The organism is Niallia sp. HCP3S3_B10 (assembly GCF_052064465.1).
Lineage (GTDB): Bacteria > Bacillota > Bacilli > Bacillales > Cytobacillaceae > Niallia > Niallia hominis.
The window spans coordinates 11,693-26,608 of the sequence record NZ_JBQHVO010000014.1; the positions used below are offsets into that span (position 1 = coordinate 11,693).

Consider the following 14,916-nt stretch of genomic DNA (forward strand, 5'->3'; position numbering starts at 1 on the left):
TGCATGATTAAATTATATTTGGCAATACCACCTTATGGAGCGTCTTACTGGAGTTTAAGAATAAGAGAAAAAAACTGTCAACCTTCTCCTTTTTAGAGCCTGTTGACAGCTTTTTTATTTTTATTATACTACTTCTTCATAAACTGGTTCAGCATTCTTTAATTTTTCAACTTTTTCTTCTGTTCCATTATCGGCGTTAATATAAATCCGATAAGTATCTTCTCCTAATGTTCCAATAAATTCATAACATAACACTTCTTCATTAAGATCATTAAGGATTATTGCTAATCCATCATCCATAATATTAACCTGTTTGTTGATTTTCTTTAATGCATCTTGTTTAGATATCACCGGATCTTTTATTTCTCTTTCTGTATTTGCCATTAAATAATCCTCTGCTGCAAAGCCAATGATATTTCCATTATCTAATGCAACTTTCATTTTTATGCTATCTGGATATATTTTTACTCCATCGACTTCTGTTACAAAATTAAACACACCAATGTTTTCATACTGCATACTTTCAAATAAAGCTAAGTTTTTAAAGTTATGATCCTTTAAAAATTTCACAGCATTATTATTCGCTTCATTAAGGCTAATTTTATCTTTTTTTACATCTCGAGAAACAATCGACCATATTGGATATCCACCTTGTTTTGTTATATCCATATTGGCTTCTATATCTGTACCTTTTTCCTTTAATGTTACACTATAGAATCCATAATTTGAACCTTCTCCACTTTCAGTGACTTTCACATCTACAGGATTTTTAAATTCAGCAAATTCTTTTGCAATATTTTCTGCTTCTTTTTCAGAAATCTTCTTTCCTTTTAAATGTTTGAAGTTTTCGTCCTTTTTTTCCATATTAACATTTGTTACTCCAAAACTTGTTTCCTGATAACCTTCCACTTTATTTTCTACGGTTTTCAAACCATCAATAATGGTATTATCTAACTGCTTATCTGTGGCTAATGCCATTTCAACATCCATCCAGCGGAGATTATTTTCCAGAACTAGATGCTGAACATTTCGTAATTCATCTTGGATATCTGCTGCTTCTTTATACAATTCATCTAATTTCTTATATTCATCATCAGATAATGGTTCTGAATTTAAATCTCTTACAGCAGTACGGTAACTAAAGTCACCAATGTTTGCTAGGAATTCTTCTGTTTTATTAAATGGTAGCAATGTTAATGGCAACTGTCCCACATCTGAATGTGCTTCAGATGTAATTCTCCATACTTCTGCCAATGCAGGAGAAAGAGATTCTTGTGAATTCATTGCTAATGTTGTACCAATTTGGTCATGAAGTAAATCTACTTGATACGTTAAATCATGGAAAGCCCTTTGATAGTTATTCTCTGCATTTAATAATACTGCATTTTTCTCTTTGTGTTCTTGATAGCCCCAGTAGGCTACTCCTGCTATCCCAAGTGTTAATACTCCTATTAATATTCCTCTTAACATTCATCTCACCCCACTATTTACAAAATATGTGCTTACCTATTTGTTTAATTTGTGGTCGACCCCAAATCCATGCACTAGTTGCTGTATCCGGATTAAAATAATACAAAGCATGACCCGTTGGATCCCATCCATTTATCGCATCTAATACTGCTTCTTTTGCTCTTTCATTAGGAGTTAGCCATATTTGTCCGTCAGCAACCGCTGTAAACGCACGTGGTTCAAAAATGACACCAGAAACGGTATTAGGAAATGTAGCACTATTAACTCTGTTTAGAATTACTGCTGCAACAGCTACTTGGCCGACATATGGCTCACCTCTTGCTTCACCATATACTGCATTAGCCATTAATTGAATATCATTTTGTGAAAATCCACTTGGTACGTTTGCTGCAGTTGGTTCTTTCCCTGTAGTATTTTCGCCACCATTTGTATTAGTTGTATTTTGTGGTGCTGGAGTGTTATTATTCTCTGTTGCAGTACCTCCCTCACCAGCACTTGTCCCCGTACCATTCTGGTTTCCAGAAGTATTATTTTTCGGGGTTGCTTGGCCACCATTACTTGCTTTCTTCTGTGTATCACTTTGCTTCTTAGCTGTATTATTACTTGGCTTTTTCTCCGTTTTAGTATTAGGTTTTTTTGTTTGCTTTTGCGTTGTCTCTTTCTTAGCAGACGGAGTCTTTTGCTTTTCTAAATCAACTCCACCATAATGGGAGAACTTTTTTCCACGGTTAATTTGTTCTTTTACAAACTGTTCATTATATTTGGTTGCACGAAGTAGCTTATCTTTCGTCTTAGTGCCAGCTAAACCATCAATTGGCAATCCGAATTCATACTGAAAGTTTCTTAATGCCCAATATGTTTGCCAACCAAAAACACCATCAATCTTTCCATTATAATAGCCTACGTATTGCAGTCTAGCCTGTAATTCAATAACATCATCCCCTACAGCACCATGCTGTATAACTTGTTCAGAAAATGCATGCACTTTTTGATCATGAAAAGGGAATGCTAGTAGTTCTAACAAAACAAAAAGGATGACCGATATTTTTGTGAGTAAAAACTTTTTATTCATGCTTATTACCCCCATAACTAAATACTATTAACATTAACAGTATTTTTTGTAGCAAATGGTTTTTTATACAAAAAAAGTAGAGTGAAGTTATTCACTCTACTTTGTTGCCTTTTTATATTGCCACTCATCCCTATTCCATAGAGGTTTAAGAAACCATTTTTCGCATAATGGTAAATTTTCCCCTCTATTCCTTTATACATTCATGTTCCTGTCATTTTTTGTATAGGTTCATTACTTAACTCTCGAGCACTCTTTACCTTTCGAAGTCCTAGCCACCATAAATAGAGCATAAATGGGGTAATAAAAATCAGCCAAATTTTCTCCCAGGATAATATATAATCATAAACACCATGAAGGATAAAAGGAACAAGTAAAGAATATACCAACCATTTCCCTCTTGGCACAATGAATTTTCCTTTACCAAAATAATAGCCCATAATGACTCCAAATAGTGCATGACTGGAAACAGGGAGCAATGCTCTTCCAATAGCATATTCTAGTCCGTTTGCCACTAGATAAAGAATATTTTCCATGGTCGCAAATCCTAATGAAACGGCAACTCCATACACGATTCCATCATAAGGTTCATCAAAATCAGCATGCTTAACTGCTGTATAAAAAAGAATAAACCATTTAAAAAATTCTTCTAATAGGCTGGTGGTAAACAGTGCACTCCAAATACCTTCTGGAATAACATTCTCTGTTTGTAACACATATTGTATAAACATGATTGGAAAAACAAGTAGTGCGCCTGAAATAAAAGACCGCAAGACCAGTGATATTGGTTCTGAACCATATTGATCTTTTAAATAAAAATAGCTTAATAATGCTAATCCAGGCGCTATTCCGGCTGAAAAAATCGCCAACATGTCAATTCCCCTTTTCCTCTGTTTAAGGAGTATTCGGACCTATCTATTTTTTTCTAGGATCGCTTTGGCAATTTGCTCACCGTGAAATCTTCCATTTTCGATAAAGATTTCATTTGCATCATTTCCTGCCGCAATTACCCCAGCAATAAATATTCCATTCCTATTCGTTTCCATCGTTTCTGGGTCAAATATAGGTCTCCCTGTTTCTTTCTCGATTTCTACACCCATTTTTTTTAAAAATTCATGATCAGGATGATATCCAGTCATCGCAAACACAAAATCATTTTTTATTTCATGAATTTGGTCATTCACTTCATAAAGAAGTGTCGTTTCTTTAATTTCTACGACATTTGCTTCAAATTCCATTTTGATAATCCCTTTTCTCACTAACGATTCAAATTCGGGCAAAATCCATGGCTTGATACTGGAAGAATATTCACTGCCTCTGTATAAAACTGTTACTCTTGCGCCAGCTTTCACCAATTCAATTGCTGCATCTACGCTTGAGTTTTTCCCGCCTATGACCGTTACATCATGATTGAAATAAGGGTGTGCCTCTTTAAAATAATGCATTACCTTTTCTAACTCTTCTCCTGGAACATTCATATAATTTGGATGATCATAATATCCAGTTGCAACGATAATATAGGGAGCAATATATGTTGCTTTTTCCGTTTTTACAATAAATGATTGCTCTTCTGTTTTATTAACTTCCAGAACTTCTTCGAATGCATTAATGCGAAGCTCTTTTCTTTTTGCTACTTCTCGATAATATACTAACGCCTGATTTCTATTAGGCTTATATTGTTCTGTTATAAAAGCTACTTCACCTATTTCCAGCTTCTCACTTGTACTGAAAAATGTCTGATGAGTAGGATAACCATGGATGGCATTTACAATATTTCCTTTTTCAATAATTAGTGGATTTATATTTATTTTCTTTAAAGCGATTGCTGCTGCCAGACCGCATGGACCAGCACCAATGATAATAGCCTCTTCTCTTTTCAAATCGTTCACTCCTAACATTTTACCATAAGGGTAAACTTCCTTAAGAAATCCTTTTCTATTAATGAATATGGAATCGCTATGTGGAAGAAATTTACCCTAAAAAGTGCCAAAATAAAAAATCTCCTACCTATAAGGATAGGAGATTTTTGTAAATTGAGCAATAGATTTAGCCAATTTTATATCCAACCGCGGAATCTAGATGCTTCCGCCATTTTTCTAACCCCCACCATATATGCTGCCAATCTCATATCTACACGACGCATTTCGGCAGTATCATAGATGTTTTTAAAGGATTTGCTCATTACTTTTTCTAATCTTTCTTCTACTTCTTCTTCTGTCCAGTAGTACCCTTGATTATTTTGAACCCATTCAAAATAAGAGACAGTAACTCCTCCAGCTGAAGCTAATACATCAGGAACCAATAATATTCCTCTTTCCGTTAAAATACGGGTAGCTTCCAATGTTGTAGGTCCATTTGCCGCTTCCACCACAATACTAGCTTTTATATTATGAGCATTTTGTTCTGTAATCTGGTTTTCAATCGCTGCAGGAACTAAAATATCACAATCTAATTCCAGTAAATCTTTATTTGAAATTGTATTATTAAATAAATTAGTAACAGTCCCAAAACTATCTCTTCTATCTAATAAATAGTCAATATCCAAACCTTCTGGATCATGCAATGCTCCATATGCATCTGAAATACCAATTACTTTTGCACCAGCATCATGCATAAACTTAGCCAAAAAGCTGCCCGCATTTCCAAATCCTTGTACAACAACTCGTGCACCTTCAATAGATATGCCTCTTCTTTTTGCGGCCTCCCGAATACAAATGGTAACACCTTTAGCAGTAGCAGTCTCTCGTCCTTGTGATCCACCTAATACAAGTGGTTTCCCTGTAATAAATCCAGGTGAATTAAATTCATCAATTCGGCTATACTCGTCCATCATCCATGCCATAATCTGTGAATTAGTAAAAACATCTGGAGCAGGAATATCTTTCGTCGGACCAACAATTTGACTAATTGCACGTACATAACCTCTGCTTAATCGTTCCAATTCCCTAAAGGACATATCACGAGGATCACAGACAATTCCACCTTTCCCACCACCGTAAGGAAGGTCCACAATTCCACATTTTAAACTCATCCAAATGGAGAGTGCTTTCACTTCTGTTTCTGTAACATTCGGATGAAAACGAATACCACCCTTTGTAGGTCCAACTGCGTCATTATGCTGAGCGCGGTAGCCTGTGAAGATTTTTACAGTTCCATCATCCATTCTCACAGGAATTTTAACTGTCATCATTCGAATCGGCTCTTTTAATAATTCATACACTTCATCTGAGTAACCAAGCTTGTTTAAAGCTTTATGAATTATTGTTTGTGTTGATTTCAAAACATCGTGTTGCTCTTCTACATGATTCTTCTCGTTAGATTTGTTGGCTACCATTAATAAATCCTCCTAAAAAACTACCAGTTTATAAACTGTAGTTCTTCTTTATAAGAATAATTATTTAGCTTCTTTTATAGAATCGAAAACATAAATGATTTTATTATTTCTTGTTTATTTGCTAATTCAAAGCATAGTATACTCTTTTACCTGCAAGATGCAAGAAAATTCGTCAGAAAACTTGATACAGAATCAACTAACACATAAGCTATCTGATTTTGCCAGCTTCAGGCATATTCTCCATCAATAAATCCATTTTTTACTGTGGATAACTGTTTTTTATTTCATATTCTACTACTATCAGTATATTCAATTAAACGATTCTTTGTCCTACCCCACCCTCATTTAATTATCATTAATTCATTTGTCTATAAACTAATTTCTTTACTCGATAAAATTACTTGAGGCCAAACAAAAATGATGGGAAGGATATCCCCATTTCATTTTAACACTTTCAACAGGTTTTACCAATCATCAACTTGTAAATTTTTATGTAGAATATTTTTAAAATCACAAAAAAAGATAGATGATTTTATTTGCTTTTAAAGCAACTTTATTCTAAAAAACATAAGAATAAAAAGGAAAATCATTCTATCTCATTTATATGTAAAGGAATTTTCGTATATGTTGGTTGCTATTAGCCACAGCCTGAATACACATATCTTCAAACGAGTGTCACCTGTCTAACCGCCCATCCTCGTATGATTCTACGTATACAGGCTGCTTTAGTATTTCTAACAAATTAGAAATACTGTACTAGCGTCTCAATAGCATTATCGCTTATTATCGTATTTCCATATTCTTCAATAATGTATATACTCTTTAAACTACTTTCCCCATACTCACTTAGAATAGCAATCATTTGTTCTTCTTTGTACGAAGAAATATCTGTAAAGCATAAATAATATATTTCATTTAGATTATATAATGAACCGCCAGTAAAATTATTTTGCACTAATTGTTTCCCTGCGTCAATAACATCCTCTATATCTATGAATTCATATAATATATCCACTGTTTCTTCTACAGTTACTTGCATCTCTAAAAAACCTTCTGATAAGATTTCTTCTGTATCCAATTCATTTTCTGTTATGGTTAAAATCATTACCATACCTTGAGCTTTCATTGAAAATATTTCAACAGCTACTGATCCATGTATCTCCATATCAAATAAATCATTTGCTTCTTCAAGCATTTCATGAAAAAAATACTGCCACTTTATCGAGTCTTTCCATATATCTTCCTTGGTCAATCCACGTTCATACAGATCATCGGTGGTCAGATGGATTTTAATTCTATTACTATTTAATCTCTCCAAACGCATGACTACGCCTCCTGCTCCTTGAAAAAACTCTTAATGCAGTTTATGAAAAGAAGGAGTAATCGGTGAGTAATATTATTAAGTGAGATTATTTAAAATGAAAAAGCCAACTATTCAAACTGTTGGCTTAAAAAATTATATTTCTTCCTCATTCTGTTTGTGTTGAATTCTAATAATATGTGTTTCTGGCTTTGCCCCTAATCTTAAAGGAATACTTGTTGTGCCGTATCCATTACTAACAAACAAAGTAGTCTTTCCGATTAGCTTTGTTCCACCTAATTCATATGGTCCAAAACCAAATATCCGAATTTGGCCACCATGAGTGTGACCACTTAATACTAAAGAAATTTGATTTTCTTCATCTAATTCTTCGATTATTTTTGGATTATGACTAATTAATATTTTAAAGCTATTGTTCTCTACCTGTTGAAGTGCCGTTTCTAAATCATCATACTCTAACGAATAATCTTCTATTCCAATTAAAGACCAGCCTTCTCCATTTGATGACATAAAAGATACTGCTTTATTATCCAACAAAACGATGTCTTCTTCATTCAACAAACTCTCTAATGCATCCCGATCTATTTCATAATCATTATTTCCCCAGACAAAATAAACGGGTCCAATTTGTTTCAGCTTGCGTAAATTTTCCCTTGTTTGCTCCAAGTTTACCCCCTTTTCTAAAAGGTCTCCACCTATTATTACCAGCTCTGCTACATCAATCACCTCATTGATTATAGTATCGTCAATGGTTCTTCGGTGTATATCCGAAATAAAAAATAGCGTTATTTCATGGATCGATGAAGGAAAGTTAGGAAAGTAGAATAGCTCATATTTCACATTATTCTCATTCGCGATATTTTTCATATAGATAAGGAATGCAATACAAAAAATTACAAGCAAAATAAAGCCGCCCAATAAAAATACCATAAAAACCTCCCCGTATTACCCTTTATGCTGATTCCTTTATTTTAATACAATTTCAGCTTGTTTTACTAATTTTAAGAATACCATTTCCTTTTATTTCGATTAGCTAAATGGAAACAAAATATTCCTATTTTTTAGATTTCACTTGTAAAAAAAGCAAGAAGGAAAAGTTGAGCTTCTATAAAAGAAAGCATGTAAATTAATTTCTAGACATAAGATGTAAAGTATACCCATTATAAAGGAGGGAAATTATTATGCCTTCATTTTACAGAGAATATCATCCTTTTATCAGTCAGTTTGATCCCTGTCCACCGATAAAAACAAAAGTGTACTCAACGCCGCCCAATTTATTTCTTGGTTTTCAGCCACCACACCTTCCTCAGTTTAGTCCAATGGAAGCTTTAAAAGCAGGCACTCTATGGAAAGCTCTTTACGACCCTTACTACAGTCCATATGAGAAAAAAATAAGGGAGTGAAAAAATTATGAAGCAGCTTCCACCTGAATATTATCAATTATTAGAACAACTCCAAGCCGTCGACTTTGTACTAGTCGAACTAACCCTATACTTAGATACCCATCATCATGATCAAGATGCTATTAATCAATTTAACCATTATGTAAAAGAACGAGAAAAATTCAAAAAGTTATATGAAAGCAAATATGGACCTTTATTGCAATTTGGAAATAGCCCATCTGGTTCACCATGGGATTGGGATTCACCCCCTTGGCCTTGGCAAGTGTAAACATACTTCAAATATTTAATTTTGCGATAAAGGAGAATAGAATATTATGTGGTTATATGAGAAAAAGTTACAATACCCCGTTAAAGTGAGTACCTGCAATCCAATGCTTGCAAAATTTTTAATTGAACAATATGGAGGTGCAGATGGTGAACTTGCAGCTGCATTAAGATACTTAAATCAGAGATATTCCATCCCTGATCGTGTTATTGGATTATTAACAGACATAGGAACAGAAGAATTTGCTCATTTAGAAATGATTGCTACGATGATATATAAATTAACGAAAGATGCTACTCCAGATCAACTGAAGGCTGCAGGTCTTGGTGATCACTATGTTAATCATGACCACGCCTTATTTTACCATGATGCTGCAGGCAATCCTTGGACAGCAACCTATATACAGGCAAAGGGAGATCCAATTGCTGATCTATATGAAGATATAGCTGCAGAGGAAAAGGCTAGGGCCACATACCAATGGATCATCAATATGAGTGATGACCCAGATTTAAATGATAGCCTCCGTTTTCTTAGACAAAGAGAAATCGTACATTCCCAGCGTTTTAGAGAGGCAGTAGAAATTATTAAAGATGATCGGCAGCAGAAAAAGATTTTTTAAGGTTATTTTCTGTTTATATTCAAAAAGATACCTCCCTCGTAGGTATCTTTTGTTCTTTATAGCCCTCTTCATATCTTACACCTTTTTACTTTGCTTGATGAAATAAATTTATGTCGTAGAAATCTTTTAATTTATTATACATTTCATGTCGTCTGTTCCACGTTTCACTATTCCCAAATAAATCTTTACTTTTATCAATAAACTCGCAACGCAAGTCATGGAACTCTTTTTCTGCTTTATCCCTCTTTTGTCTCAATACATTCATATATCCAAATACTCCGATTATAAACAGAAGAATATAAAGATTAATGCTTTCTTCCACATACACGGAAAACATAACAGCAAATGAATGGGAATAGGGTATAGCAATTTGCTTATAAAGCCAAAGAAAATAACAAAAGGTCGTAAAGATAGTACACCACATAATGAGTATGTGACGTCTTTTTAACAGATCAAATTTTTTCTTTTTCTCGATTATTTTTAGGATAACTTTTTTAGTTGTTCCATCTAACACATAGTCTTCAGGGAAGATTGGACTTTCCAAAGTCGCTCCCTCCTTTAAATAGCACAATTTTAAAGTATCTGTTCTTCACATAGACCTCATGTGTAAGCAACATTACTTATCAATCGCTTTATATATATATATGTAGTTAGTGGACAAGTTAGAATTAATTAATTATTGTTCTAGTACAATTTTTAACGTTTGTCCTAACTGAACTTGGTCATTTGTCATATTATTAGCGGATTTTATTTTTTCGATTCCATCCCCATTAGGGAAATATTTTAAAGCGATTCGATATAAATTTTCTCCTTTTTCGACAGTATGATATACTATCTTCTCATTTGCATTTGCTTGCTCCATGACCTCTTCTGTTTCTTCATTTTTTGGCGGATTCTCACTTGTTTGTTCCGATTCAGTCTTTTCCTTTGTTGCTTTATCCTCTTCTTCTACCGTTTTTTCTTTTGAATTATCTGTAAGTACATCTTCCTCTTCTTCTGTTTCGGTTGTATTACTATCTATCACTAATTCTTCTTGTTCTCCTTCTTCCGTTTTGTCCTGATTTGATTTATTATTGGATGGATTTTCTTTTTGTATATTTACATTTTCAAATAAACTAGAAGTATTTTCTGTTGATAAAAGATTAGAAAAATCTTTTCCATTTAATAAACTATTTATTAATAATAAGACAACTGGCAAGAGCACAAATATAAATGCTAATAAACTAATTATTGGAACTTTAAATTTTTTCTTTTTATTTTTATGAACAGCGCTTCTTGAAGGCAATGACGATTCTTCCGCTCGTTCCTCGGATTTTTCCTCTTCCTTTGTCACCTTTACTAAACGTTGTTTCTGTAATTCAGCTTGAACCCTATATGGATCTTCTTTTTTCATTTACATCCCATCCTAACAGTTCCCCAATAAGTGAGCTTTTCCTCCACCGAACATTCACTTTGATACGCAAATTTCCTTTTGAAACAAATTAAACCGAATAATACAGCCGAGCAGGAAATCAATAAGAAAATGCATAATCACTGTAACCCAAAGATTTTCTGTCACTTCATATAAGACTCCAATAACAATACTTACTAATACAACATTAGCAAATAAAAAAGGATTGAATAAATACCGATAATGCATAATAGCAAAAAGAAGACAACTTAGAACTAGCCCTAAATTAGACTGGATGACACCACGAAAAAGTAATTCTTCACTAAATGCTACTACTAATGCTATGAACGCAATATGAAAAGGATGTCTATCTTGAAAAATTCGTTTGTTCACACCACCATCATCATGATAATGAGCAGAAAACCGATTCATCAACCAAATATCCAATATTACAACCACAAGTCCCGCAATGATTCCAATTATAAAATCTGTCCATTCATACTTAAATAAATAGGTAATCGGAGGATTCCATCTAAATATAATCATATGTAGAAAGATAGCTATAATTAATAGGATAACTTGGGTCATATATACATTTTTCAATAGATCACGATCTGTCAATTGGTTAATTAACTCCGTATATTTTGCTTTATTCATTTACATACCCTACTTTTTTATATTTAAAATAAAAGCTAACTGCTCTTTCCAATCAACTTGTGGCTTATTCTGTCTATTGTTCTTACTTTGAAAGAAATCAGATAACTCCAATCCACATCTGTCACAGCATTTTTCTTTTCTTTTGCTTTTGTACTTTTCTCCGAAATATTCCATAATATACTTTCTTCTACATGTTTCAGAATGTAACCAAGCTATCAGTTCTTGTATTTTCTGTTTTTTTACTTTCACTCTTTCTTCACGGAACTTGCAATATAATTCTAGAGAATGCCACAATTCTTCCATTGATTTATTTTTTGGCTCAATATATGATTCCAAAACTCGCCACTGTGTTTCAGAAAAAAGCATTTGTAACTGATAACTTTCATTTTTCATCCAATCATCAACTGTTCGGTATTTCCTTAAAAGTGCTTTCCATTTATTAATCTGAAGCTCATCTGGCAACTCCGATTCAATTAACTGATAAGCAATCCATTCATCGCCTGGTGTATAAAGAACCATCGACACACTCTGGTTCCCATCCCTTCCTGCTCTTCCAATTTCCTGAAGATAAGATTCTAATTGTGTAGGCATATGAAAGTGGATAATGAAGCGGATGTCTTCCTTATTAATCCCCATTCCAAATGCACTTGTAGCACAAATAACGTCTAGCTGACCAGCTTGAAATTGTTGTTGCACGAGGATTCGGTCTTCCTGGGACATTCCTCCATGATAGGCCATTATTCGTTTCGAAGCTCTTTCTTTTAAGAAAGCAACAGTCTGTTCAGCCAACTTTTTACTAGAGAAATAGACGATTCCCTGCCCATCAAGCGCTTGAATATTTGCAAGAAGCTTCTCCATTTTTTCTTGGGTATGTGCTAATTCTTCAATATTAATAGCAATATTAGGTCGATCAACAGAATAAATAATCTCCTCAACATTTTCTAGATTTAACGACCTCTTAATATCCTTGCGAATTTCTTCTGTAGCTGTCGCTGTCAAAGCTAATGTCAAAGGATTATTCAATTTTTGTCGAATTTTTCCTAATTTTTGATAATCTGGTCGAAAATCATATCCCCATTGTGAAATACAATGTGCTTCATCAATTACAAATAAGCAAATCTTCATTCGTTGAAAAATTTCAAGGATATGAGTCATAGAAATCATTTCTGGGGAAATAAAAATATACTTGTATTGGTTAATTCGTTTAAGTACCCGTTGCTTTTCTCCTGGTGTTAGAAAGGAATTTAAAGCAACTACTCTTTTTTCCCCTTTCATCTTCATTTGTTCTACTTGATCCTGCATTAAAGATAAAAGTGGAGATATTATGATGACGGTACCTTCGAGAAGCATTCCGGCAAACTGATAACATAACGACTTTCCTGTTCCAGTTGGCAGCATCGCCAGCGTATCTCTATGATTAAGAACCGACGCAATCGTTTCTTTCTGTCCTCCACGAAATTGGGTTAATTGAAAGTACTCTTTTAGTTTGTCTTCTAATTTCATCATGAATCACCATACCTTGCCATCACCACACGTATCTCAAAATAAGAGACATCTGGTAATTGTTGCTTTATTACCTTTAATGATTTAGACGATGATTGCTCGATGCTATCTTTAATTCTCGTCATTTTTTCCTCGCTCACCAGACTATGAACTGGAAATGCAGGAACATTTAATAATACTTCAATAATATGGTCTTCAATTGTACTTTGTTTTAAATTTCTTAAATGAACAATTTCCTCTATATTATGGCCTTTTTGAATAAGATCATATGTTTTTGCTGTTGAAGCCGTTAACGTATAATTTTTTTTATTATCTTCAATCATATAACATAATAAGGAATAGTCCTCCTTATTAGAAAGGATTCTTTCTATCATAAAATGAAGAATAGCAAGAAAAGATAACTGATATAAGGAGGGATCCATTTTCATTTCTAATGCAGCTTGATCTGACGTAAGACCTATTTTTTTTAAACCTGTTAATCTGTTAATCAGGATTGCTGGATTTATTTCAATCTCCTCAAGACATTTTACTAAATCTTTATAAAGGTACTTATTAATGTTACTTCTATCTATAGCTATTGAATGGAGAGTCTCTTTCAGCCATAATTGGGTCACAGGATTTCTTTGTACTGGTATATATCGAATACTGTTTCCAGACAAATGGGAAGCAACTTGTATAAATAAAGACAACCTTTGCCAAAAAGGCTCTGTAATGGCATGAAATTTCCAACCATTTAAATAATTTGGAAGTGGATTATCCTTTAACAAATTCTCCAACTCTCCCTTTCTAGTATCATTAATAAAATAATGATTATCTAAAGACTGTACAAGCCATTTTTCCTTATATAATGTTTGAATAACTTCCTCTAATTGATCTCTTGCTAACATAGGAAAGGACTGATATAAGGAGGTTAACTGAAAGATATGAATATCTTGGATTGTTTGGGATGATTTTTTGCCATTTAATATATGAAGGATGGAGTATATGGTCCTTTCTCCATTCATTTTATATAAACAGTTAAGAATAATTATTTTCAAAAAGGACATACATTCATCTTCCTCTATATTCGACAAATTTTGTTGAAATTTGTTTGTAATATTTCTTTTATTTTAACATGAATTCAATTATTAAGTGAACTTTGATCTCCCAACATATAATATTTTTAGTGAAGCGAGCATTAATCTTTCTAAAAACTGCTTGAATTTTTGACTATTTTAAGAAAAGTTATTCTGACTTTCTACTTTTTCTGTCTCTTTTTTATTGAAAAGTTAAAGATTCAGTCTTACAATAAGATAATAGTAAGGAGTATGCTAGTCATGTATATACTCCGTATGAATAACACTGGAGGTTTTTTTACTCATGGCAAAATATACAATTGTTGATAAAGACACATGTATTGCATGTGGAGCTTGCGGAGCTGCGGCGCCTGATATTTATGATTACGATGACGAAGGTATTGCATTCGTTATGTTAGATGATAATGAAGGAACAGTTGAAGTCCCTGAGGTATTACTTGATGATATGTTAGATGCTTTTGAAGGTTGTCCGACTGATTCTATCAAAGTTGCGGATGAATCTTTTGATGGAGATCCACTAAAATTCGAATAGTTTTCTTTATCATAAACAAAGCAGAAAGGAATTATGTATCCTTTCTGCTTTTTATTTATTAAGCCGTATAAAGTGTAATAGATGATACTCCCTATAGGATTAGCGAGAAAAAGGCGACCTACTAGGCGAAAAGAGGGCACTGAAAAACTGCGTTTAACCATAATTGTTGGTGGCCGACTTTTAAATTTGGGTATTTCATTCGTTTTCAAATAAATCAACCCTTATTTAATTGAGAGAAACTATACTTTTCGCGCAGCCCCATGGAAAGCGCAGTGTA

General features: G+C 33.5%; 16 protein-coding genes. 4 read left to right on the forward strand and 12 right to left on the reverse strand.

What is annotated here, in order from left to right; translation table 11 throughout:
- Positions 1–123 precede the first annotated feature (123 nt).
- From ypeB to ACTNDN_RS08810, 7 genes are all read right to left on the reverse strand, one after another.
- The gene (ypeB, locus tag ACTNDN_RS08780) at positions 124–1,470 is read right to left on the reverse strand and encodes a germination protein YpeB (protein ID WP_031538289.1); all 1,347 of its coding nucleotides are present in this window, start codon (positions 1,468–1,470) and stop codon (positions 124–126) included.
- A 13-nt stretch (positions 1,471–1,483) separates the two neighbouring features.
- A complete protein-coding gene (sleB, locus tag ACTNDN_RS08785) occupies positions 1,484–2,542 on the reverse strand; it encodes a spore cortex-lytic enzyme (protein ID WP_031538288.1) in 1,059 nt (352 codons plus the stop codon).
- A gap of 200 nt (positions 2,543–2,742) precedes the next feature.
- Positions 2,743–3,411 (reverse strand): glutamic-type intramembrane protease PrsW, encoded by a 669-nt coding sequence (gene prsW / locus ACTNDN_RS08790; RefSeq protein ID WP_235249986.1) that lies wholly within the window; start codon positions 3,409–3,411, stop codon positions 2,743–2,745.
- 39 nt (positions 3,412–3,450) lie between these two features.
- A complete protein-coding gene (locus ACTNDN_RS08795) occupies positions 3,451–4,419 on the reverse strand; it encodes a YpdA family putative bacillithiol disulfide reductase (RefSeq protein WP_031538285.1) in 969 nt (322 codons plus the stop codon).
- A 176-nt stretch (positions 4,420–4,595) separates the two neighbouring features.
- Entirely contained in the window at positions 4,596–5,873 is a 1,278-nt protein-coding gene (locus tag ACTNDN_RS08800; RefSeq protein WP_235249946.1) for a Glu/Leu/Phe/Val family dehydrogenase, read from the reverse strand.
- A 742-nt stretch (positions 5,874–6,615) separates the two neighbouring features.
- Positions 6,616–7,197 (reverse strand): adaptor protein MecA, encoded by a 582-nt coding sequence (locus tag ACTNDN_RS08805; RefSeq protein WP_031538283.1) that lies wholly within the window; start codon positions 7,195–7,197, stop codon positions 6,616–6,618.
- A gap of 132 nt (positions 7,198–7,329) precedes the next feature.
- Entirely contained in the window at positions 7,330–8,124 is a 795-nt protein-coding gene (locus ACTNDN_RS08810; protein ID WP_235249944.1) for a metallophosphoesterase, read from the reverse strand.
- Between the two features lie 251 nt (positions 8,125–8,375).
- Here ACTNDN_RS08810 and ACTNDN_RS08815 point away from each other — a divergent pair, with 251 nt between their 5' ends.
- From ACTNDN_RS08815 to ACTNDN_RS08825, 3 genes are read left to right on the forward strand one after another with little or no spacing between them, the layout of a single operon-like run.
- Positions 8,376–8,597 (forward strand): spore coat associated protein CotJA, encoded by a 222-nt coding sequence (locus ACTNDN_RS08815; protein WP_031537380.1) that lies wholly within the window; start codon positions 8,376–8,378, stop codon positions 8,595–8,597.
- A gap of 7 nt (positions 8,598–8,604) precedes the next feature.
- Entirely contained in the window at positions 8,605–8,865 is a 261-nt protein-coding gene (locus tag ACTNDN_RS08820) for a spore coat protein CotJB (RefSeq protein ID WP_235249931.1), read from the forward strand.
- A 46-nt stretch (positions 8,866–8,911) separates the two neighbouring features.
- Complete coding sequence (locus ACTNDN_RS08825) at positions 8,912–9,481, forward strand: manganese catalase family protein (RefSeq protein ID WP_031537377.1); 570 nt, start codon at positions 8,912–8,914, stop codon at positions 9,479–9,481.
- Between the two features lie 85 nt (positions 9,482–9,566).
- On the opposite strand, the gene ACTNDN_RS08830 is transcribed toward ACTNDN_RS08825, so the two are convergent.
- From ACTNDN_RS08830 to ACTNDN_RS08850, 5 genes are all read right to left on the reverse strand, one after another.
- A complete protein-coding gene (locus ACTNDN_RS08830) occupies positions 9,567–10,025 on the reverse strand; it encodes a DUF2663 family protein (RefSeq protein ID WP_031537375.1) in 459 nt (152 codons plus the stop codon).
- Positions 10,026–10,157: 132 nt separating this feature from the next.
- Positions 10,158–10,874, reverse strand: coding sequence for a LysM peptidoglycan-binding domain-containing protein (locus ACTNDN_RS08835; protein ID WP_441131088.1), 717 nt, complete (start codon positions 10,872–10,874; stop codon positions 10,158–10,160).
- Positions 10,875–10,928: 54 nt separating this feature from the next.
- Positions 10,929–11,528 (reverse strand): lysostaphin resistance A-like protein, encoded by a 600-nt coding sequence (locus ACTNDN_RS08840; RefSeq protein ID WP_441131089.1) that lies wholly within the window; start codon positions 11,526–11,528, stop codon positions 10,929–10,931.
- A 9-nt stretch (positions 11,529–11,537) separates the two neighbouring features.
- The gene (locus ACTNDN_RS08845; RefSeq protein WP_441131091.1) at positions 11,538–13,034 is read right to left on the reverse strand and encodes a RecQ family ATP-dependent DNA helicase; all 1,497 of its coding nucleotides are present in this window, start codon (positions 13,032–13,034) and stop codon (positions 11,538–11,540) included.
- Positions 13,031–14,077 carry a helix-turn-helix domain-containing protein gene (locus tag ACTNDN_RS08850; protein WP_441131092.1) on the reverse strand — a complete coding sequence of 349 codons (1,047 nt, stop codon included), beginning with the start codon at positions 14,075–14,077 and terminating at the stop codon, positions 13,031–13,033. The genes ACTNDN_RS08845 and ACTNDN_RS08850 overlap by 4 nt, the downstream gene beginning before the upstream one ends.
- 313 nt (positions 14,078–14,390) lie before the next feature.
- Here ACTNDN_RS08850 and ACTNDN_RS08855 point away from each other — a divergent pair, with 313 nt between their 5' ends.
- Positions 14,391–14,639, forward strand: a complete 249-nt coding sequence (locus ACTNDN_RS08855; RefSeq protein WP_031537368.1) for a ferredoxin — start codon at positions 14,391–14,393, stop codon at positions 14,637–14,639.
- Positions 14,640–14,916 lie beyond the last annotated feature (277 nt).